Raw genomic sequence first — 21968 nt, 5'->3', positions numbered from 1 at the left:
TGCTGGCTGGGTACCTGTGACACGCGAGAAAGGCGGAGAGTATGGTGTCCCAACTTGTGGTTCGCGGAGGAGTCCCCCTGAGCGGTGAGATTACTGTGCGCGGCGCAAAGAATTTTGTGTCGAAATCCATGGTTGCCTCCCTGCTCACCAAAGAAACGTCCGTACTGCGCAATGTGCCGCAAATCCGTGACGTCACCGTGGTTTCGGAGCTGCTCGGCCTGCACGGGGTAGAAGTCAACTACCAGCCGAAAGCCGGAACCGTGGAGATCACCCCCGGTGATATTCACCTGCCCCACGATCCGCACGAAGTGAACGCGCTGGCCGGCTCTTCCCGTATCCCCATTCTTTTTGCCGGCCCGCTGCTGCACCGTCTGGGCGAAGCCTATATTCCGGATTTGGGCGGGTGCCATATCGGCTCGCGTCCGGTGGATTTCCACCTGAGGGTCCTGGAAGAATTCGGCGCCAAGCGCGTCCAGGAAGAAACGGGTATGCACCTGGTGGCGCCCAAGGGCCTGCGGGCCAAGCCGGTACGCCTGCCCTATCCTTCCGTGGGGGCTACCGAACAGACTCTCCTCACCGCCGTTATGGCGGAAGGCGTAACCGAGCTGTCCAATGCCGCGGTGGAACCGGAAATCATGGATCTCATCGCGGTGCTCCAGAAAATGGGCGCGATTATTTCTGTGGATACCGACCGGGTTATCCGGGTGGAAGGCGTGGATGAACTGGTGGGATACTCCCACACCTCGCTACCCGACCGTATCGAAGCGGGTTCCTGGGCGGCTGCCGCGCTGGCTACCGGTGGCGATATTTTCGTGCGCGGGGCCGAACAGCAGTCGATGACTTCTTTCCTCAATCTTTTCCGGAAAGTCGGCGGGAAATTCGATGTGCGTGACGACGGCATCCGCTTCTGGCACCCGGGTGGCGCTCTGCAATCCGTATCTTTTGAAACGGATGTGCACCCTGGTTTCATGACCGACTGGCAGCAGCCGCTCGTCGTCGCCCTGACCCAGGCCGAAGGCATGTCCATCGTCCACGAAACCGTCTACGAAAACCGTTTCGGCTTCACCGAAGCGCTGCGGGATATGGGCGCCAATATCCAGACCTACCGCGAATGCCTGGGCGGGCACGAATGCCGTTTCGGGCAGCGCAATTTCTACCACTCGGCCGTTATCCAAGGGCCCACCCCGCTGCGGGCCACCGATATTGTGGTTCCCGATCTGCGCGGGGGCTTCTCCCACCTCATTGCCGCGCTGGCGGCCGAAGGGGAATCCCGGGTCTCCGGGGTGGATATTATCGACCGCGGCTACGAAAAGTTCCTGGATAAACTCCAGGCCCTCGGTGCGGACGTCACGCCGCTGGATGCCTAAGGATTAGTTATTGGCAACGTCAATAACAACCCGCTTGGGGCTCTCCAGCACCTGCACCCGGTAGGGCCGATCCTTATCCAGCCCGATATGGACCTGGTGCATGCCCTCAAAAGCGTGCTCCACGTGGACTCCCTGCACCACCTTCGCGCCCCCGAGGTTCGGCACGGAGAGATCCGCGGCCTGCGCCGGATCCTCCGGGTAGGTCACCCCGGAAATACTCAGGGTGAGGAAGCGCTTGCCCGGAATATCCAGGGGCCGCCCCGAACCATCCTGAATGGCCTCATCACCGAAGAAACTGAACCATTCCAGATCGGCATCGCTATCGTATTCCACCACCACGCGGTCCCAGCCCTCGTGGCCGGCCGCCCGCACGGCGGTGGGCACCGCGGAATTCTCGGTGAGCTTGGGATAATTCGGGGACTGCGAGTCCCCTTCAATAAAGCCCTTGAGGGAGCTTTCCGCAGCCTTGGGTGTGAGGCTGGGGGACTGGCTCACCGCTGGCGCAGGGGAAGAAGCGGCCGGGGTGGACGGCGTGGCCGCGCCATCACTAGCCGGAGCACCCTTCCCGGTCCCGGAGCAACCGGCCAGCGTGAGGGCGGCAGCGCCTGCGAGCAGGAGAAACGACTTCATTGTGTTCTGTGTCATATGTTTACTGTAGTAGGCCGCGCCCGGGTTTGTCACCTTGCCGCGCGGCCCGGCGTACTACCCTGGGAACAGCACTGAGTAGAAAGGTGTCCATTCGTGGCCACACATCACGTCGCCCTCATCTACGGGGGCGTATCCGGAGAACACTCCGTCTCTTGCCTCACCGCGGCTTCCGTTCTGGGAGCTATTGACCCGGAGCGCTATAGCGTTATCCCCATCGGCATCACCACCGAAGGCATCTGGGTTCCCATGAGCACGGAGGAGGTGGCTGCCGGCGCGGACGTGAAATATCACGGAGAACGCGTGCTGGCAGATTTCGGGCCCGGCGGGGGGTTCGTGGTGCGCGGTGAGGACGGTAGTTCGCGCAGCCTCGGGCCTATCGACGTGGCCTTCCCGCTGCTCCACGGCCCCTTCGGCGAAGATGGCACCATCCAGGGCACCTTCGAAATGATGGGAATTCCCTACGTGGGCTGCGGGGTTTTCGCCTCGGCCGCGGCCATGGATAAGCACTATATGAAACTGGTGCTGGAATCAGCCGGCCTGCCGGTTGCGCCCTACGTGCTCGTGGAACCCCAGCGCTGGAACGCCGACCCGGAGGGCGTACGCGCGGAAGTAGCCGAACGTTTGCAGCTTCCCGTGTACGTGAAACCAGCTCGCGCCGGATCTTCACTGGGCATCACGCGGGTAGCTGAACTTTCGCAGCTCGACGCCGCCATTGCCACAGCGCGCGCCGTCGACCCTAAAGTCATTGTGGAAACGGGAATCCCGGGCCGTGAAATCGAATGCGCCGTGCTCGGCGGGCGTGACGGTGCCGCGCCGCGCGCATCCGTGCTCGGGGAAATCGTTTTGGACGTGCAATGGTATGACTACGCCACCAAATACGTGGCCACCGAAGGCTTCCATATGGAGATTCCTGCCGCGCTCCCGGAGGCGGACGCGGAGAAAATGCGGGGCCTGGCGCGGCGCGTTTTCGAGGTTTTCGAATGCGAAGGCATGACCCGCGTGGACTTCTTCTACACCACCACCGGGGAGATGTACGTCAACGAACACAATACAATTCCCGGGTTCACCGCCGTGTCCATGTACCCCATCCTGTGGGAGAAAACCGGGCTGGCCTACCGCGATCTCATTTCCGAACTCATCGAGCTCGCCCTCGCGCGCGGGGTAGGGCTGCGCTAAATGCCCCGGCCACCTGCCAGTAATATGCCCGGGCCCCTGGTGCGCGACCTGAGCGAAGCGGAACTCCTCGCCCAGATCGTGCCGCTGCTCCCGCGTGGCGAAACAACAATCGTCCCCAGCGGGGACGATAGCGCGGTGCTCGGCTTGAGCGACGGCCGGGTCACGGTCTCCACCGATATGCTCGTGGAAGGCGTGCATTTTCGGCGCGACTGGTCCAGCGGGAGCGATGTCGGCTGGCGGGTGGCCGCCCAAAATATTGCCGACGCTGTTGCGATGGGAGCGCGGCCGCGTTCCCTCGTCGTCGCCATGGAACTGCCCGGGGACGTCCCGGTCGCCTGGGTGCGTGACCTTGCGCGCGGCCTGGCCGAATGTTGCGGCCCGCTCGGATGTGGGGTCGACGGCGGAGACCTCGTGGGCGGGAGCCATATGGCCATCAGCGCCACCATTCTGGGTGATCTGGAAGGGCGCACCCCGCTGCAACGCTCGGCGGCAGCGCCCGGGCAGCCCCTTATTCACTGCGGGAATTTGGGGCGGGCGGCGGCCGGTTTGGAACTTCTCAGCCGCGGCTTTGCTCCGGAACGGGGAGCTTTCCCGGATGCCGCCACCCGCCTCATTCAGGATTTTCTACGCCCGCGCCCGCCCGTGACCGAGGTGCTGCGCGCGGTCCGCGCCGGATTGCGCGGGGCGATGATGGATGTGTCTGACGGCTTGCTCCGCGATGCGCAGCGGATAGCTGCCGCCTCCGGGGTGCATATCGATATTCATTCTGAGACGCTCTCCCGCCACGCCCATGACCTCCTCGAGGTGGCCCGGCACTTGGGCCGTTCCGATCCGCTGGAGTGGGCCTATGGCTGTGTGCTCACCGGGGGAGAAGATCACGGTTTCCTCGCCACGATGGACGTGAGCCCGGAACGGGCCTGGGGAGCGCGCATCCCGCACCTCCCGGAAGGCTTCAGCCTTATCGGTGCGGTGGAAGCGGCGCATCCGGGCGGTCTGGTGACCGTGGACGGGCGCGCCTGGACGCGGGGAAGCGGTTGGGATCATTTCCGGCGCGGGTGAGGGCCGAGGCCGAAGGTCGCTGGTGAGGGCCGCTGCACCGTTATCCGGATAGGTGTTTTTTTTGCGCGAAATCAGGACGTTCTCCCCTGGAAGATTATGCTGACGCTCGCAAAAATAAGAAGTGGTGCGGCGAACCGCACCGCATCAACTGGGAGTAAGGATGCTCCCGCTGAAATAGGAGGAGAAAATGCGAGCAGCGACAGTTCGAGAAACCTCGGACGGCTACGTTGACATTAAGGACGTGGAACTGCGCCCGATTAAGGCCAACGAAGCACTCGTCGATATCGAATACTGCGGCCTGTGCCACACGGATATCCACGTGGCGCTCGGTGATTTCGGTGACGTGCCCGGCCGCATTATCGGCCACGAGGGCGTGGGCGTTGTGGAACAAATCGGTGAGGATGTCACCTCGCTCAAGGTGGGCGACCGCGTGTCTGTCGCCTGGTTCTTCCGCGGTTGTGGCCACTGTGAATACTGCGTGACCGGTGACGAAACCCTGTGCCGGAACGTGGAAAATGCCGGTTACAGCGTTGACGGTGGCATGGCCGAGAAGTGCATCGTCGTCGCCGATTATGCCGTCAAGGTCCCCGAAGGGCTGGATCCGGCCGAAGCTTCGTCCATCACCTGCGCGGGCGTGACCACCTACAAGGCCCTCAAGAATGGCAATATCCGCCCCGGCCAGTGGGTGGCGATTTACGGCGCGGGCGGGCTGGGTAACCTTGCCATCCAGTACGCCAAGAATGTCTTCCGGGCCCGCGTAGTCGCGGTGGATATCAATGACGAGAAGCTGGAATCGGCAAAGAAGGTCGGCGCTGACCTCGTTGTCAATTCCTCGGATATCAACTCCGGGGAATGGATCCAGAAGGAAGTGGGCGGCGTGGACGTTGCGGTGGTGACCGCGGTATCCCAGGTTGCTTTCGGTCAGGCCGTGGACGCCATGAAGGCCGCCGGCACGGTGGTGTGCGTCGGGCTCCCGAAGGGCACCATTGACCTGAATATCCACCGCACGGTTCTGGACGGCATCAAGGTGGTGGGCTCCCTCGTGGGTACCCGCCAGGATCTGGCCGAAGCCTTCGACTTCGGGGCCCAGGGCCTCGTCAAGCCGATCGTGGCCACCCGTCCCCTCGATGACATCAACGATATGATCGACGAAATGCTGGCCGGCAAGATCGAAGGCCGCATGGTTGTTGATTTCTCCAAGTAGGGCTTGGCAAATCCTCCGCGCGTGACCCGGCGTCACCGCGGGGCGACTTCTGCATAATCCCTACTCGGGAGGGGCGGATCCGGTTTATCCGGGTCCGCCCCTTTTTGCTTACACAGCTTTCCGATTCCTTGTTGTTGCGGCCTCTCGGCTCTTAGTTTTCGGCCTTCCGGCTCCTGCTTGCACAAACTTACGCCCTGCTCGCCCACTTTCACGACCTGCTTATACTGATCTCTTTTTTGTGGCATGCCGGGTATACCCGGTGGTACTCTAGGTCACATTAGTACTTACGGCCTACTTGTTCGGTTGAATGGGCAACGGAACTTTGTGGCTACCACCCTTGGGAGATTATCTATGGGAACGATTGTTTCAACGCCAAACCGCTGGCTCGTCCTCATATCCGGCAGTGTTTTCACCTTTGCTTTATCGGGCACATCTGCCTTCTCGGTCTTTGTTTCTCCCCTCATGGAAGAAACCAGCTGGGAGATGGGTCAGATCACCCTGGCTTTCACGCTCTACAACATTTTCATCGCGCTCATGGGGATTATCGTCGGAACCGTCGCGCATAAGGTTACGCCCGGCCGCATCGTCTTCACCGGAGCGTTATTTTACGGTGTCGGGTGGGTACTCACCGGCTTTGCGACGAGCGTTGCCATGATGTGGCTGACCTTCGGGGTGCTGGCAGGCATCGGCGGTGGCATGATCTATAACTACACCATCACCTCGGTACTCAAGTGGTTCCCGGATCGGCGGGGCCTCGCCTCCGGTTTGGTTATCGGATTTGCTGCGGTCGGTCCGGTTTTCGCGGCACCGGTGGCTACCGCGGTTATTGAGGCCAAGAGTGTTTTCGCAGGGTTTATCGTCTTGGGAATTGTGTATGCCGCCCTTATGTTCATCTTCGCGGCATTCGTGCGCCCTCCGGCTGAAGGGTATGTTCCTGCCGGGTGGACCCCGCCCAGTACGAATTCTTCCGTGCCCGGCGGAGTGCAGCTCACCTGGCGAGAAATGATGAAAACATCGACCTTCTGGCTGCTCTTCTTCGTTTTCGTGGGCGCGGGTACCTCCTACATGATGATGCTCGGGGCGGCGGCCACCATCGGTAAAGAACAAGCCGGCATGTCAGTTGAGCTAGCTACGATTTCCGTGACCGTGGTGGCCCTATCCAATTTCATTGGTCGGATGATCTTTGGAGCGCTCTCGGATAAATTGGGGCGCGAAATCACCTTGATGATCGCCATGGCCGTCAATGTGGCCGCCATGCTTTCCATGTCCGTGGTGACTAACGCGGGCCTGTTCCTTGCTTTGATGGCCTTGGTCGGTGCTTCGGGCGGCGCCTTACTCGCGCTTTTCCCTGCCCTGGTATCTGACCAATTTGGTGCCAAGTACTCCACCCTCAATTACGCCATTATGTTCACGGCGTATTCCGTTGCTGCCCTCATCGCTCCCCAGCTGGCGGCCTTCTATCGGCAAAGTGGCAACTATGCCCCGGCATTTATGTGGGCAGCGGTTTTGACGGTTGCTGCCATCGCTGCTCTCGGAATTGTTATGAAGAAGGGCTCCGTGTCACAGCGGCGCTCCAAGTAATAAAAGCTGCCGCCAGCGGCGGTATAACCCAATATAAGAGGAGAAAAAATGAGTCAGAAAACTGCTGTTATCACAGGAGCGGCATCGGGTATGGGGCTCACGGAGGCCAAGCTCTTCGCGGAGCGCGGCTACAAGGTTGCCCTTCTTGACGTCAATGAGGACGGTCTGAAATCTGCGGTGGCAGAGATCAAGGCCGCGGGTGGGGAAGCCGCATCCTTCACCATTGACCTGACCGATCACGATTCCATCATCGCTACCGTGGCCGAGGTGGAAAAAGAATTCGAGCATATCGACGTGCTCGTCAATAACGCCGGTGTCTTTGATAAGTACCAGGCATCCCTGGATACCCCGCGCGAACGCTGGGATTTCCTCCTGGCTATTAACCTGACCTCCGTCTTTGATATGACGAACGCAGTCCTCCCCGGCATGCTCAAGCGCGGCGAGGGTGCGGTGGTCAATATTGCCTCCGTTGCCGGAATCGTAGCTGCCAAGGGTGGGGCCGCGTATACCGCTGCTAAGCACGCCGTTATTGGCTACACCAAGCACCTGGCCTCGGAATACAGCAAGGAAGGCATCCGCTTCAACGCCGTGGCACCCGGTACCATCGTGACGCCTCTGGTTGCCGGCATTGTCGACTCGATCCCCACCGATCCGGTTCCGCTGCGCCGCTTTGGCCAGCCTGAAGAAGTTGCGGAAGCCGTCTTCTTCCTGGCGGATGGTAAGGCCGGTTTCGTGAACGGCACCACGCTGACCGTGGATGGCGGTTTCACCATCCAATAAAAGCCGGAGAAACTCTGGGAATCACCCCGGTTGTAACCCCGATTCATGTTCCCCTCAGAGGTTTACGGGGTACCGGTTCTCCAAAGAAAAAGGAAGTGGTCGGAAACAATATCCATGTTTCCGACCACTTCCTATGCTGAGCCCAGCTAACTCACAAGAGCGAGCCAGAGCTCAGCGAAGCCACAGTACTTAGGCGGCGCGCTGCACCTTGCCGGCCTTGAGGCACGAGGTGCACACGTTGAGGCGCTTGGGGGCGCCCTTCACAAGCGCGCGAACACGCTGAATATTCGGGTTCCAGCGGCGGCTAGTACGCACGTGCGAGTGCGAGACGCTCTTCCCGAAGCCCGGGTGCTTGCCGCAGACGTCACAAACAGAAGCCACGGTGTTCTCCTTCGGTTGATCATGGATCCGCTCGCGCACCTGCCGCTGTTCGGTAGATACACCTGAGCGCATAGGAAAATTACAACTCCACTAGTATAGCGGTCGGGAGAGCACTTGCCAAAGGTTCCCTCCGTGGCGTAGGGCACGTGTGGCGGGAATGGCGGCGTCGTCGTAACAAACAATGCATGGTCCCCACGGTGCCGGCCCGCACCATAAGAGTTCCGATCCGCACCACCACGTGCTGCGCCACCGCGTGCCGTGCGGGCAACGTGCCGTTAGGGAAAATATAACGCGGGTGTTAATCTGAAGAGTATGGACAGCGCGCAGGCGGCGGCACAGACGCGAGGCGGCACCCCGGCCGTGGTATCGGACGGGTGGACCGCGCTCAGCGTGCCCCTTGAGCGCGCCCTGGGCAAACGCAGCGCCACCTCGTTCGCGCGGCTCGGCCTGCACACCGTGGGTGAACTGCTCTATCACCTGCCCTTCCGTTACGCGCGCCGCGGCGAACTCCTCCCCATCGAGCAGGTGCGCGAAGGCGAGGACGTCACCGTGATCGGCCGGGTGGTGGGCGCGGAATTGCGGCCCATGCGCGCGCGGCGCGGCTTCATCCTCTCCGTTCTTATGACCGACGGCGCCCGCGAACTCAGCCTCACCTTTTTCGCGAAGTCGCAGCGAGTTTTGGCCTACCACGAACGGCGCCTGCAACCCGGCACGGTCGCCACATTTTCGGGCACGGTGAGTTCCTACCGTGGCACCCTGCAACTCACCCACCCGGATTACGACCTGGTAGAAGACGAGGGCAGCGTGGACGTGGAGCGCCTGCGCCGCCCCATCCCCATCTACCATGCCAGCGCCGCGCTACCCTCCTGGAAAATCGAGCGGGCGGTCAGCACCGTTCTCACCGGGCTGACCAGCGCGGATGTTCCCGATCTGCTTCCCGCCGGCTACCGGCGCGCTCATGGCCTGCCCACCCGGCTCGAGGCGCTGCGCCGGGCCCATCGCCCCGAGGAACCCATCACCGCCGCGCTCGCCCAGCTACCCTTCCGCCACGAAGAAGCCCTGATGCTTCACACCGTCCTCGCCCGGCGCCGCGCCGCCCGCGCCGCGCATCCCACCACCGCCTACCCGCCGCAAAGCGGTGGATTTCTGGATGCTTTCGACGCCCGCTTGCCATTCGAGCTCACCGCCGGGCAGCGCGCGGTGGGGGAGGAAATCGCCTCGGACCTTGCCGCCACCACCCCGATGCAGCGCCTGCTCCAAGGCGATGTGGGAAGCGGGAAAACCGTGGTGGCCCTGCGCGCCATGCTCCAGGTGGTCGATGGCGGAGGCCAGGCCGCCCTCCTGGCGCCCACCGAAGTGCTGGCCGCCCAACACGCCCGCAGCGTGCGCGAACTGCTCGGGGACCTGGCCGCGGGCGGGATGCTGGGGGCCGCCGAATGCTCCACCCGGGTGGAACTCCTCACCGGATCGCTCACCGCCAGCGAGCGCCGCGCCACCCTGGCCCGTATCGCCTCGGGAGAAGCCGGCATTATTATCGGCACCCACGCGCTGCTTTCCGAGACCGTCCAGATTCCCTTCCTCGGCCTGGCGGTCGTGGACGAACAGCACCGCTTCGGGGTGGACCAACGCGATATCCTCGCGCGCGGCGTCCACACCCTCGTCATGACCGCCACCCCCATCCCGCGCACCGTCGCCATGACCGTTTTCGGAGATATGGCCGTCTCCACCTTGCGTGAACTGCCCGGCGGGCGCGCCGGGGTGAGCACCGTCGTCGTTCCGGAAAACCGCGCGAACTGGATCGCGCGCATGTGGTGGCGCGCCCGGGAAGAAATTGCGGGCGGCGGGCGCGTGTACGTGCTCGCTCCCCGTATTAGTGAGAACGACGACGCAGCCACCCCCGCGGAGGACCCGGGCAGCGAAAGTACGTTGGCCACCGTCACTGAACTGGCCGAACGCCTGCGCGCCCTGCCCCAATTCGAGGGAATCGCGGTGGGGGAGATGCACGGGCGGCTGAGCGCCGCGGAAAAAGACGCCGCCATGGCGGATTTCGCGGCCGGGCGGGTCCCGGTGCTCGTTTCCACCACCGTTATCGAAGTGGGGGTGGATGTGCCGCAGGCCACCATGATGATCATTATGAACGCCGAACGTTTCGGGCTGTCCCAGCTGCACCAGCTGCGCGGGCGCATCGGGCGCGGGAGCAAAGCCGGGCTGTGCCTGGCGGTGAGCGGCGCCCCGGAAGGAAGCCTGGCGGCCGAACGCCTCGCGGCTTTCGCCGCCACCACGGACGGTTTCGCGCTGGCTGAAAAAGATGTGGAGCTGCGCTCCGAAGGTGATGTGCTGGGGACCCGGCAGGCGGGAACCACCTCCCACCTGCGTTTCCTCTCCGCGGTGCGCGACGCTGATATTATCGCTACCGCGCGCGCCGCCGCCACGGACCTCGTGGAACGCGGCGCGCTGCCGGCGGAGCTGGAGCGGGCCGCGGACGCATTGGATACCGAGCGAGCCACCTACCTGGAAAGGGGATAAGCAATGACACGTATTGTTGCCGGAACCGCCAAGGGGCATATTTTGCGGGTGCCGAGTTCGGGAACCCGCCCCACCTCGGAAAAAGCCCGCGAAGCGGTATTTTCCCGGCTCGACCATCGCGGCTTTATTGCGGATGGGGAAGTCCTGGATCTTTTTGCTGGCTCGGGTGCCTTGGGTTTGGAAGCGAAAAGCCGCGGGGCACGCGCCGTCGTGCTGGTTGAATCGGAAGGGCCGGCCGTCAGCATTATTCGTGACAATGCTGCCCGCGCCCACCTCGATGTGACCGTGGTACGGATGAAAGCGGAAAAGTATCTTTCCCAGGAACCGAATTATCGTTTCGATGCCGTTTTCGTGGATCCGCCCTACCGTTATACAGAAGCACAGATCACGAAAGTGCTCGAAGGCCTGGCCCCGCATGTAGCCGCGGACGCCGTCGTCGTAGTGGAACGCGATAGCTCCTCACCGGAACCGAGCTGGCCGGAGGGGTGGGAACTCGATGATTCGCGCCGTTACGGGACCGCGACGCTGTGGACGGCGCAGCGCAGCGCGGGCACGGAAGGCGGAGAAACGGCAACGCCCGGCGCAACCGCGGCGGCGAGCGAGCGCCCCGCGTCGGCCGAGAGCGCGCAATAATCGCGCGTCGACTAGGCCGAGCGCCTCAGGAAAGATTAGGCTATAACTATGACGCTTGCAGTCTGCCCCGGATCCTTCGATCCCGTCACTTTCGGACATCTCGACGTTTTTGCCCGCGCCGCTTCCCTCTTTGACGAGGTTGTTATTCTGGTCGCGCATAACTCTTCGAAAAATCCGCTTTTTTCGCCGCGGCAACGCGTGGAGTTCATTCGCGAAGAAGTGCGCCACATGGCCAATGTGCGGGTGGAGGATTTCGGCGGGCTGCTGGTGGATTTTTGCCGCGATATCCGGGCGGACGCCATCGTCAAGGGGCTGCGTTCCGCGGTGGATCTGGATGCGGAATACCCCATGGCGCTCATGAACCGGGAAATATCGGGCATCGAAACGGTGTTCCTGGTGGGGGACCCGGCGAAAGGCCATATTGCCTCCTCGCTGGTCAAAGATGTGGCACGGCACAAAGGTGACGTGCGGAGTTTCGTTCCCGCGCGGGTGGCGCGGGCTTTGGAAGAGGAGATGCAATGACTCAGGATACGCGCGGGGAATCGGTGGTGGAGATCCTCGATGAGCTCCTCGCCCTGGTGGATAACGCCCGGTCCATCCCCATGTCCGCCTCGGTGATGATCAACCAATCCGAGGTGCGTGACCTGCTCCAGCTCGCCCGCGATGCGGTGCCCGACCAGGTGCTTCGTGCCGATGACGTGCTGGCCGATATCGATTCGGTGCGCGCATCCGGCCGCCAGGAAGCCGCCAGTATTATTGCCTCGGCCCGCCAGGATGCGGAAAATATTGTGGCCGAAGCGCGCGCCCAGGCTAGCCGGCTCGTCTCCAATGACGCCATCACCATCGCGGCGCGCTCCACCGCCGCCCGGATTGAGGATGAGGCCAAGCAGAAGGCCGAACGGCTGCGCGACGGCGCCAACCACTACTCCGATTCCACCCTCGCCACCTTGGAAGGCCAGGTAAACGGGGTGGCCGCCGCGCTGGAAGAAGCCGTGCGGGCCGCGCACGAAAAAATGGATGCGGCCCTCGCCCAGATTTACGCGGGCCGGGAAGTTCTCGCCAGCCGCCAAGAAACCACCGACGCTGTTTTTGATCATTCCGAGGAGGAATAGTGGACCTTCGCAGTCCTTTTGTTGTGTCGCTGCACGATTTACCGCGTAGCGACGGCTCCCTCATGCCGGTGCGGGAAACTTTTGCCGCCCCCGCGGATCTGGGTATCGAGCTCATGACCGTCCCCACCGGATCCGAGCTGGATGTAGACCTCAGCCTCACCTCGGTTTCCGAAGGCGTGTACATCGGCGGGCAGGTGCATTTCACGGTTGCGGGCCAGTGCTCGCGCTGCCTGCGTGATATTCACGAAGAACGCACCCAGGACGTATCCGACCTGGCCTACTACCCGCAGCGGCGCGCCGAACTCATCGCCGAAGGGGATGAGGACGCCGAAGAACACCCGGTTATTGAGGATGACCACGTGGACCTGGAACCGGTACTGCGCGATGCCATCGTGCTCAACCTGCCCTTCCAGCCGCTGTGTTCGCCCACCTGCCAGGGCCTGTGCGCCGGCTGCGGGGAACGCCTGGAAGACCTGCCCGAAGGGCACCACCATGAGGCCCCGCCGCGGCGCTCGGATGCCCTGGACGCGCTGGAAGCCCAGCTGCGAGCACAGGAGTAAGCGGAGTACGTATGGCCTATCGCGAATTAGTGGAACAGTGGGGAATTGACCTGCCCCGGCCGCTGCTGCGCCGCGCCCTCACGCATCGCAGCTTCGCTTTCGAACACGACGAACCCCATAACGAACGCCTGGAATTCCTGGGTGACTCCATTTTGGGTCTCATTATCGCGGAGAAAGTTTTTCGGGAATACCCGGACGCTTCCGAAGGTGATATGTCCCAGATGAAAACCTACGCGGTGTCCGAAAAGGCACTCGCCGATGTGGCGCGGCGTATCAACCTGGGCGATTCCCTGCGCCTGGGCCGCGGGGAAGACCGCTCCGGCGGGCGCAATAAGGACTCCATCCTTTCCGATACCGTGGAAGCGCTGATCGCCGCCACCTACCTGGAACACGGGATGGAACCCACCCGCGAAATCGTGGATCGACTCCTCGATTCCAAGATCAAAGACGCCTCCGTGCTGGGCCCGAACCTCGATTGGCAAACGAGTTTCGAAGAGCTCGCGCACGGCCTGGGTTGGGACGGCACCATGGAGTTCGAACTCAGCTCCACCGGCCCGGACCACGCCCGCGTTTTCACGGCCGTTGCGTCGATGGCCGGGCGCGCATGGGGCAGCGGCGAAGGCACCTCGCAAAAGAACGCGCGCCACGCCGCCGCGGAAGCCTCCTACCGGATTCTCGCCGATCTGATCGAGAAAGGCGAAGTACAGCCGGTGGCTGAGGATAAGAACGACGACGCAGCTCCCGGCACGGGTGCATCCGCCACCGACGGCACTGCCGGCGCGGAATCCTAGTAGGTAGGCGTGCCCGAACTTCCCGAAGTTGAATCCATTCGGCGCGGGCTGGCCGAGCACCTGGTCGGCCGGCGCATTCTTGGTGCCCGTGCTTTCGGAACCCGCGTGATCCGCCGTGCCCCGCAGGGCCTGGCCCCGGTGGTGGGTCGCACTGTGCGAGCGGTGGTGCGGCGCGGAAAATTCCTGTGGTGCGATATGGGAGAGGACCTGGCGCTCCTTGCCCACCTGGGTATGTCCGGGCAGTTCCGGGTGGATGAGCCGGGCGAGGAAGAAAGCACTGCCGGGCAGCGCCGCCACCTGCGGGCCCGCTTCGAGCTCGATAACGGTCTGCTCCTTGACTTCGTGGACCAGCGCACTTTCGGCTACCTGGCGCCGGTCACTTTCCAGGCCACCGCTGATGGCCAGCCGGGCGGGGCGGGATCCAAGCGCGCCGTCGTACCCGCGCCCGTGGCGCATATTGCCCGCGACCTGCTCGACCCTTATTTGGACGAAAGCGCGCTACTCGACATTCTCGGCACCACGCGGCGCGCGCTTAAACGGGTGCTCCTCGACCAGGAGATTGTTTCCGGGATCGGCAATATTTACGCCGATGAAATGCTCTACCGGGCGCGCATCCACCCGGAGGCGACGGCGCTCCCCGCGGCTGCGGCGCAGGCACTGCTCAATGCCGGGCGGGAGGTACTCGAGGCCGCGCTGGCTGCCGGCGGAACGTCGTTTGATCAGCTATATGTGCATGTCAATGGGGAGAGCGGCTATTTTGAGCGGTCTTTGCAGGCCTACGGGCGGGCCGGGCAGCCCTGCGCGCGCTGCGGTGCCCCCTTGCAGAAAATTACCCTCGGGGGCCGTTCCACCACGCTGTGCCCGGTATGTCAAGTCGCTCCGATTGGGTAGAATAAGGGCGGATTATTGACCGATGATGGTGATGCACAAAGGAGGGCCGGCGCGTGGCACAAAATATTCGCGTCATGATTATTGATGATCATGAAGTGGTACGGCGGGGAATCATTGAGGTGGTTGACCGTTCGGAGGGCCTCGAGGTGGTCGCTGAAGCCGGATGCGTAGAAGAAGCGGTGCGGCGCGGCGGCCTGGTACTCCCCGATGTGGCGCTGGTGGATCTGCGCCTCCCGGACGGCACCGGAATTGACATTATTAATCAATTCCAGGAGGTCAGCCCGGATACCAAGTGCATCGTCCTCACCTCTTTTGATGACGACGACGCCCTCTCCGAATCCCTCAACGCCGGCGCGAAAGCGTACCTCTTGAAGTCGGTGCGCGGGGCGGAAATCTCGGACAATATCAAGGCCGTGGCCGAAGGGCGCGTTCTGCTCGATGAGCGCACGGTCTCGCGCCGGCGCGCCGATCATGACGACCCCACCGCGGATCTCACCCCCTCGGAACGCAATGTTCTTGAGCTAATCGGGGATGGGCTATCCAACCGGGAAATCGGCGAGCAGCTCGGGGTGGCAGAAAAGACAGTGAAGAACCACATCACCTCGCTGCTGTCCAAGATGGGACTGCAGCGGCGCACCCAGGTGGCCGCGTGGGTTGCCGGCCAGCGTGCCACCGGTTGGCGTAACCAGTAAGAACGCTTGTTGTGGCGGAGCGGCTGTGCAGTCACCCGGTTGAGCCGGCAGCCATAGTGCCCGCTTAGGTGCTTGCGCCTGTCGCTATCATCTAAACGGGCATTTATCCGTCAATAAGGGCCCGCCAGCGCACCACGGTACCGCGTTCGCTTCCCGGAGCGATGGAGAAAGTGCCGTGGTGGCGCCGGGCCCGGGCGGCCAGATTAGACAGCCCCGAACGCCGGCTCAATTCGCCAATGCCCACGCCGTCATCGGCAACTTCCACGCTAATATCACGGTCGGTGACGGTGACGGTCACGGTGATGGAATGGGCGTGGGCGTGGCGCACCGCATTGGAGAGGCATTCGCGCACCACCGCGATAACGTCGTCGCTAATATCCGAACCGATAGCATCATCGATTTCGGTGTGCGTGCCGCTATCAATATCTTCGCCGCGCACGGTAATCCGCAGGCTCGGGGTGAAACCGAGCTGCGCCGTGACGGAGCTGACCTCGCGGCGCAGGCGTGAAACTACTGGGACGGACGTATCCGGGCCGCGCAGCGAGTAAATAATCTGGCGGATCTGCGCCACGGATTCGTCAATCGACTCGATGGCGTTATCGAGGGAATCGAGCACGTTATCGGCCACCGCATCCTCGGTTGCCAAATCGTCACGCAGCGCGGATAGGCGCATCCCGGAAGCAAACAACTGCTGGATCGCGAAATCGTGCAGATCGCGCGAAATGCGGGAGCGTTCTTCCAGCTGGGCCGATTGGGCTTGCACATAGCGGGCATCGGCCAGTTCCAGGGCGAGGGCGGCTTGGTTGGCCACGCTTTCCGCCATCGTCAAATCAACCATGTCGAATTCGGCGCGCCCGCGCAGCCGGGCCAGGATAATAACGCCGCGTGCGGTATCCCCGCCGGCCATCGGCGCGTAGAGAAGCGGGCCGAAACGGTCGAGGGGATTATCGGGGGAGGGAGCCGCGGTGCTCGTATCGATAATGCGCCCGAGCCCGCTTTGGGCTACGGCCCGCGCCCGGGAATCCCGCCCGAAGGTGGTTCCCACCAGGTCCTGCCCGGCTTCCCCCGCCACGAATTCGCAGGCCCAGGTATCGGCTACCGAAGGCAGAATAATGAGGGCCAGATCGGCATCCGCTACCCGCCGCATTTCCGTGGCGATGAGCTGGAGGGCTTCTTCTTCGTCGCTTCCTTGCAGCAGCGCGATAGTGATGCGCCGTGAGGCAGAAAGCCACTGCGCACGGGAGTTCGATTCCTCGTACAGGCGCGCATTTTCGACGGCGATGGTGGCCGCGCGCGCCAAGAGCGCAATGAGGTTAATATCTGATTCGCTAAAAGCCCCGGGCTTGTTAAAGAAGATCACCCGGGCGAGCACCCGGTTCCCGGTCATGAGGCGGGAGGTGAGGAAATTCGTGATACCCGGGCCGTAGATGCCGTCCTGGTGGCCGGCGGCGCTGAGCGGAGTGCTGCCAGCGGCGGGTTCCGGGATGATGCCGCTCTCATCGTGGACGGCGCTCACCGCCTCGGCGCGATCCCACATCACGGTATCCTCATCGCCCAAGCTGGTCAGGTCCCGATCCAGGCTGGTGGGGGTGAGGCTGGCAGCCGCGGGCAGCGGCTGGCCCAGGGTGACAATGCTCGTCACCTTTTCCGCCGAATTGAATATGAGAACGGCGGCGCTGGATGCCCCGGTTAGTTTCAATCCGGCGCCGGCCAGATTTTCGAGCACCTGGGTGCGATCCAGGCGCGCGGTCAAGGCCAGCGCATTGAAAATAACCGTTGTGGTATCCAGCATCCTTATTCCTGTTTCGCCGCCCATGCGTATGAGGCGAGCCTTTCGGTGAGCTCCTCGTGGGTGCCGCGCGCGCTCACGTGGGCGATACCGCCCTCATCACGGGTTATCACAATAACCTCGTCGGCCGCATCGAGGGGCGTGAGCCGGTGCGTCACCAAGATAATAGTACGCGGGTCGGAGCTATTCTTACCGGCCCGGAGCAAATCGCGGATAAGCTCATCGGCGGTTTCCGGGTCAAGGTGCTCACCGGGCTCATCCAGGAGCAAGAACTCCGCGTCGGAGGCCAGTGCGCGGGCAAGGAGCAGGCGCCGTCGTTCTCCACCGGAAATCGTGGCGGCGTCCTCTCCCAGCAGGGTGTGTACCCCGCGCGGAAGCTGGGTGAGCCAGGTGCCCAGGCCCGCCCGCACCAGCAGCTCCACCGCTTCTCTTTCCGTAACCGAAGGGCGGGCCACCCGCAGGTTTTCCAGCACGGTTGTTTCGAAAACGTGGGCGTCTTCCGCCGTGAGGGTGAGGGTGTGGGATACAGTGCGCCGATCCAGGGTGGAAACTTCATGCCCGTCCAGGCGCACCGAGCCGGCGTGCGGGCGCAGCATTCCCGCCAGGGTGTAGAGCAGGGTCGATTTCCCGATTCCGGAATGCCCCACGATGGCGATGGAGGAACCGCGTTCCACGTGCAGCTCGAAAGGCCCGGCCACATCCGGGCCGCCTGGCCAGCCGATAATAAGGTCGGTGGCATGCAGGCCACGTTCCGCAACCGGGGCCGGGGCTTCCGGTTCCTCACTGCGCTGGGCGCGGTCGAGGAGCTCGAGGATCCGCTGGGCGGCTTTGGCGGAACGCACCAGCTGGATAGCTGCTTCCCCGAGGCCCTGGGTGGCTTCGAAAGCGGCGAGCGGGGTGAGCACGCAGACCGCCAGCGCGGTGGCGGAGAGGGTGCCGGCATCCAGGGCGCGGCTCCCGATAAGAATCGCACTCACCACGGCAATCCCCATGGCGAGGGTATCGAGGGCGATAGCGAGGGCCTGGGGGCGGGCCGCGGCATCGCGGTGGCGGAAGATCCGCTGTTCGGTGGCTTCCTGCACGTCCTCCATGGCGCCCACCCGCCCGGCTACCCGCAGCTCCGCGGCGGAATCCAGCATGGTCAGCGCGGTAGCGGAGATCTCGGTTTCGTCACGCACCTGCGCTTCTTCGGCGATACGCCCGCCGCGCATGGCCAGGTAGGGCGCGAGAATACCGGAAATCAGGAGGCAGCCGGCCAGCAGCAGACCGATGGGCGGGCACAGAATCCCCACGATCAGGCAGGAGACCAGGCAGACTATCCCGGCAACCGCGCCCGGTTGCACCGCTTTGACGACGACGTCGCCAACGGAATCGACATCCCGGCCGGTACGGGCGAGCAGGTCACCGCGCCGCACCGAAGTGACGACGTCGGTGGGGGAATCGGCCAGCGTCGCGTACACGGCAGTACGCAGATTGGACATCCCGTAGAGGGTGACCCGGTGCGAGAAAATCCGATTAACATAGCGCAGCAACGCCTTGGACACCCCGAAGAAACGCACCGAGGTGGTGGCCACCCCGAGGGCAAGAACCGGAGGCATTTGGGACGCGCGGGTAATAAGCCAGGCAGAAACGGCAGCCAGGGCCACTGAACTGCTCAGCCCGGCGGCACCCGCCGCAACGGAGCCCCAGAATCCGCCCTTATCCACGCGCAGCAAACGCAGGGCACGGATGAGAGCGCGGCGTTCGTCTTGAGGGAAAGTACTCACTTGGTCACCTCGGTTGTCTGGGAGTTAGTGGATGCGGTGGCGTTTTTCGTTGGTACGGTGGCCGGTTGCGCCGTCGTCGATACAACATCAATAACCGCGTCGGCAAGATCGAGAAGCGCGGTGCGGTGCGCGATCACAATAACGGTGCGGCCCTGCGCGCGTAGATGCGCAACAGATTCGACGACGCGCTTTTCGCTACGGGCATCCAGGTGGGCGGAAGGTTCATCGAGGAGCACCAGCGGGCGCTCGGATACCAGGGCGCGGGTGAGGGCGAGGCGTTGGCGCTGGCCCACGGAAAGGCCCACCCCGCCCTGCCCAATGAAGGTATTCCAGCCTTCGGGAAGCTCGGCGATGACCTCATCAAAGCCGGCGAGGGCGGCGGCGCGCTCCAGGGCCGGGCCCGGCGTTACCCCGATATTTTCCGCCACGGTTCCCGGTACGATCACCGGACGTTGCGATACCCAAGAAACCTGCGCCCACAGGCTTTCTCGGCGGATGTCTGCGAGCGGGGTGGTGCCGATATGAACGGTTCCGCTATCGGGGGTAATGAAGCGGAGGAGCACATTCGCCGTCGTCGTTTTTCCGGAACCGGAAGCCCCGCGCAAAGCCGTGACGTGCCCGGGAAGGATCTGGGCATTCAGGTGCGAGGGAGCGATGGTATCGCGGCCCGGGGCGAGCACCGAAAGGTCGGAGATGGTGATGGGGGAGGTGGCCAGATCGGGGCAGTCGAGCGTGCCGTCTTCCACGGGCAGGGGCTGTTCGAGTAGGTCAAAGACCTGGGCGGAAGCGGCCACCCCGTTGGAGGAGGCGTGGAATTGGGTGCCCACTTCCCGCAGCGGTTTAAAGACTTCCGGCGTGAGCATAATAATCGTCAGGCCGGTGAAAAGGGAGACGTTTCCGGCCACCATGCGCAGGCCTACCTCCACCGCAACGAGGGCGGTGGAGAGGGTGGCGAGGAATTCCAGAACGGCGCCGGAAAGGAAAGCTATATAGAGAGTCTGGAGCGTTTTCTTCGCGTAATCATCCCCGAGGTGCTTGACGCGCCGGGCCGGGCCTTCTTCACGCCCGAGCGCCTTGAGGGTGGAAAGGCCGCCCAGGAGGTCAAGGAGCTGCTGGCCGAGGCGCTGCATGGAGGCGAGGCGCTCATTGGAGAATGCCTGGGTCATGCGCCCGATGAGGATCATGAAAATCGGGATGAGAGGGATGCAGGCCACGATGGCGATAGCGCTCACCCAATCGAGGAAAAGAATAACGACGAGCGCGAAGGGGGTGACCGTGCAGGTGAGGATGAGCTGGGGGAGGAATTTGACGAAATAGGGTTCCAAGTCGTCCAGCCCGGAGGTCACCAGGGTGACGGTGGTGGAGGTGTTTCCCGCGGCGAGCCAGCGGTCGCCCAGATCACCGGCGCGGCGTAGTACCCGGGCGCGCAGATTGGCGATGGTGCGCAGCGCGGCGCGGTGGCCGTAGGATTCGCGGATATAGATGAGAAGGCTGCGCGCGGTGAAAGCCGCAGCGACCCCGAACACGGGCCAGCCAATATCACGGAAGGTGAGATCGCCGTCTGCCACCGGGGCGACCGAAGCGGCAATAAAGAAGCATTGCGCGAGCACGAGCGCTGTTTCGAGAAAACCAACGCCGCCGAGTAAGGCGACGTAGCGGCGCGCCGTGGGCGCAAATTTCATGAGTCGAGCATCAACGGGCTTCATTCTTCTCCTTGCACTCTGCTTTATCGTAGCCCGCCCGGTATTGCTTACCCGGCGGCCACGCGAATTCGCGAGGCCGCTACGGCGGTTTAAGAGCGAGTTTTTGAAGGTGCGGGTTTATGAGGGGAGGCCGCGCGCACGGTGCGTGGGCGCGGCCTCCCGATCTCACGTGCTACTTAGCGAACCTCGAACTCGCGGATCTTCTTCGGTTCCAATCCCACGGGTTCCTCGGGGATTTGGCCAGCGTCAATGCGCTTGCGGAACACGGAGTATGCCCACACCGTGTAACCGAGGACGATCGGAACGAAGATGAGTGCCGCAATGGTCATGATGGTTTGCGTTGGCGCGGTGGCCGAAGCCTGCGCGATCGTGAGGGAGTAGGCCTCGTTGATCGACGACTTCATGACGTAGGGAACCATCATCGCGAAGATGGTGGATACCGCCCCGGCAATCGCCGCGAAGTGCAGCCCGAAGGCCAGAATTTCGCGGTTGGCCCAGGTGGCTACCACAGTGGCAATGAGGAGCAGCGCGCAGATAGCCAGCGGGATAATCGCCAGCACCTGCGAGCTGTACACAAAGTAGGCCCACAGCGCCCAGACCGCGGTGATGGCCGTGGAGATCACGGTGGTGCGCTTCGCCAGGTTAATGGAGCGCAACTGGAGTTCACCAGCCGTCTTAATCGAGAGCCACAGCGCGCCGTGGCTGAAGAAGAGCGAGAGGGTCACGAGCCCGCCCAGGATGGTGAAGGGAGTGAGCAGCGAGAAGAACCCGCCGGTCAGGTAGTGGTGGTTATCCGCGAGGGCTTCCCAGGTCACCGCATCGGGTGCCACGGCCACGAACTCACCGGAGGAGTAGTTGCCCACTTCGATTTTCATCCCGGCCACGAGGTTAGCGAAAGCCACCCCGAAGAGGATCGAGACGATCCACGAGACGATGCAATGCAGGGTGTCCCAGGTGTTACGCCAGCGCTCGGTGCGGATCATCTTGCGCCATTCCAGGGCGCAGATCCGGATAATGAGGCAGACGAGCACGAGGACAAGGGCGATGTACATGCCCGAGAACATGGTGGCGTACCATTCCGGGAACGCCGCGAAAGTAGCGCCACCGGCGGTGAGCAGCCACACTTCGTTGCCATCCCAGTGGGGGCCAATCGAGTTGATCATCGCGCGGCGTTCACGTTCATTACGCGCAAAGGTCTTGAGGAACATCCCCACGCCGTAGCCGAAGCCCTCCAGAGCGAGGAAACCAATCCACAGGACCGCTACGAGGATGAACCACAGTGTCATCAAAAATGTTTGTTCCATGAGGT

20 protein-coding genes are annotated in these 21968 nt (G+C 63.1%); 14 read left to right on the top strand and 6 right to left on the bottom strand.

The window, feature by feature from the left end; genetic code table 11:
* The first annotated feature begins 41 nt into the window (after positions 1-41).
* Positions 42-1367, top strand: a complete 1326-nt coding sequence (gene murA, locus QP305_RS01185; protein ID WP_284903423.1) for a UDP-N-acetylglucosamine 1-carboxyvinyltransferase — start codon at positions 42-44, stop codon at positions 1365-1367.
* 3 nt (positions 1368-1370) lie between these two features.
* Here the strand turns inward: murA and QP305_RS01180 are convergent, their stop codons facing one another.
* The gene (locus QP305_RS01180; RefSeq protein ID WP_284903422.1) at positions 1371-2012 is read right to left on the bottom strand and encodes an AMIN-like domain-containing (lipo)protein; all 642 of its coding nucleotides are present in this window, start codon (positions 2010-2012) and stop codon (positions 1371-1373) included.
* Positions 2013-2108: 96 nt separating this feature from the next.
* Between QP305_RS01180 and QP305_RS01175 the strand changes: the two genes are divergently transcribed.
* From QP305_RS01175 to QP305_RS01155, 5 genes are all read left to right on the top strand, one after another.
* Positions 2109-3191, top strand: coding sequence for a D-alanine--D-alanine ligase family protein (locus QP305_RS01175; RefSeq protein WP_284903421.1), 1083 nt, complete (start codon positions 2109-2111; stop codon positions 3189-3191).
* Positions 3192-4250 (top strand): thiamine-phosphate kinase, encoded by a 1059-nt coding sequence (gene thiL / locus QP305_RS01170; RefSeq protein ID WP_284903420.1) that lies wholly within the window; start codon positions 3192-3194, stop codon positions 4248-4250.
* A gap of 187 nt (positions 4251-4437) precedes the next feature.
* Positions 4438-5454 (top strand): alcohol dehydrogenase AdhP, encoded by a 1017-nt coding sequence (gene adhP, locus QP305_RS01165; RefSeq protein ID WP_026429465.1) that lies wholly within the window; start codon positions 4438-4440, stop codon positions 5452-5454.
* Between the two features lie 351 nt (positions 5455-5805).
* Positions 5806-7035 carry an L-lactate MFS transporter gene (locus QP305_RS01160; protein ID WP_284903418.1) on the top strand — a complete coding sequence of 410 codons (1230 nt, stop codon included), beginning with the start codon at positions 5806-5808 and terminating at the stop codon, positions 7033-7035.
* Between the two features lie 48 nt (positions 7036-7083).
* Entirely contained in the window at positions 7084-7815 is a 732-nt protein-coding gene (locus tag QP305_RS01155; RefSeq protein ID WP_284903416.1) for an SDR family NAD(P)-dependent oxidoreductase, read from the top strand.
* A gap of 189 nt (positions 7816-8004) precedes the next feature.
* Here QP305_RS01155 and rpmB read toward each other — a convergent pair whose 3' ends face one another.
* A complete protein-coding gene (gene rpmB, locus QP305_RS01150) occupies positions 8005-8196 on the bottom strand; it encodes a 50S ribosomal protein L28 (RefSeq protein ID WP_016442917.1) in 192 nt (63 codons plus the stop codon).
* A gap of 312 nt (positions 8197-8508) precedes the next feature.
* Here rpmB and QP305_RS01145 point away from each other — a divergent pair, with 312 nt between their 5' ends.
* From QP305_RS01145 to QP305_RS01110, 8 genes are all read left to right on the top strand, one after another.
* Positions 8509-10722, top strand: a complete 2214-nt coding sequence (locus QP305_RS01145; RefSeq protein WP_284903415.1) for an ATP-dependent DNA helicase RecG — start codon at positions 8509-8511, stop codon at positions 10720-10722.
* Between the two features lie 3 nt (positions 10723-10725).
* Positions 10726-11355, top strand: a complete 630-nt coding sequence (gene rsmD, locus QP305_RS01140; RefSeq protein ID WP_284903413.1) for a 16S rRNA (guanine(966)-N(2))-methyltransferase RsmD — start codon at positions 10726-10728, stop codon at positions 11353-11355.
* A 48-nt stretch (positions 11356-11403) separates the two neighbouring features.
* Positions 11404-11877, top strand: coding sequence for a pantetheine-phosphate adenylyltransferase (gene coaD, locus QP305_RS01135; RefSeq protein WP_016442914.1), 474 nt, complete (start codon positions 11404-11406; stop codon positions 11875-11877).
* Positions 11874-12467, top strand: coding sequence for a hypothetical protein (locus tag QP305_RS01130; RefSeq protein ID WP_026429460.1), 594 nt, complete (start codon positions 11874-11876; stop codon positions 12465-12467). Before coaD ends, QP305_RS01130 begins: the two co-directional genes overlap by 4 nt.
* The gene (locus QP305_RS01125; protein ID WP_284903412.1) at positions 12467-13027 is read left to right on the top strand and encodes a YceD family protein; all 561 of its coding nucleotides are present in this window, start codon (positions 12467-12469) and stop codon (positions 13025-13027) included. The genes QP305_RS01130 and QP305_RS01125 overlap by 1 nt, the downstream gene beginning before the upstream one ends.
* A gap of 11 nt (positions 13028-13038) precedes the next feature.
* Positions 13039-13818 (top strand): ribonuclease III, encoded by a 780-nt coding sequence (gene rnc, locus QP305_RS01120; protein WP_284903411.1) that lies wholly within the window; start codon positions 13039-13041, stop codon positions 13816-13818.
* Between the two features lie 9 nt (positions 13819-13827).
* Positions 13828-14709, top strand: a complete 882-nt coding sequence (gene mutM / locus QP305_RS01115; RefSeq protein ID WP_284903410.1) for a bifunctional DNA-formamidopyrimidine glycosylase/DNA-(apurinic or apyrimidinic site) lyase — start codon at positions 13828-13830, stop codon at positions 14707-14709.
* A 74-nt stretch (positions 14710-14783) separates the two neighbouring features.
* Positions 14784-15401 carry a response regulator gene (locus QP305_RS01110; protein ID WP_039899046.1) on the top strand — a complete coding sequence of 206 codons (618 nt, stop codon included), beginning with the start codon at positions 14784-14786 and terminating at the stop codon, positions 15399-15401.
* Positions 15402-15504: 103 nt separating this feature from the next.
* On the opposite strand, the gene QP305_RS01105 is transcribed toward QP305_RS01110, so the two are convergent.
* From QP305_RS01105 to cydB, 4 genes are all read right to left on the bottom strand, one after another.
* Complete coding sequence (locus QP305_RS01105; RefSeq protein WP_284903409.1) at positions 15505-17193, bottom strand: GAF domain-containing sensor histidine kinase; 1689 nt, start codon at positions 17191-17193, stop codon at positions 15505-15507.
* A gap of 2 nt (positions 17194-17195) precedes the next feature.
* On the bottom strand, positions 17196-18956 hold the full coding sequence (gene cydC / locus QP305_RS01100) for a thiol reductant ABC exporter subunit CydC (protein WP_284903407.1): 1761 nt from the start codon (positions 18954-18956) through the stop codon (positions 17196-17198).
* Positions 18953-20662 (bottom strand): thiol reductant ABC exporter subunit CydD, encoded by a 1710-nt coding sequence (cydD, locus tag QP305_RS01095; protein WP_284903405.1) that lies wholly within the window; start codon positions 20660-20662, stop codon positions 18953-18955. The genes cydC and cydD overlap by 4 nt, the downstream gene beginning before the upstream one ends.
* Before the next feature lie 173 nt (positions 20663-20835).
* On the bottom strand, positions 20836-21963 hold the full coding sequence (gene cydB / locus QP305_RS01090; RefSeq protein WP_087070878.1) for a cytochrome d ubiquinol oxidase subunit II: 1128 nt from the start codon (positions 21961-21963) through the stop codon (positions 20836-20838).
* Positions 21964-21968: the final 5 nt, after the last annotated feature.

This window comes from Actinotignum timonense (genome assembly GCF_030216305.1).
Lineage (GTDB): Bacteria > Actinomycetota > Actinomycetes > Actinomycetales > Actinomycetaceae > Actinotignum > Actinotignum timonense_A.
This window is presented reverse-complemented; position numbering and strand designations above follow the sequence as displayed.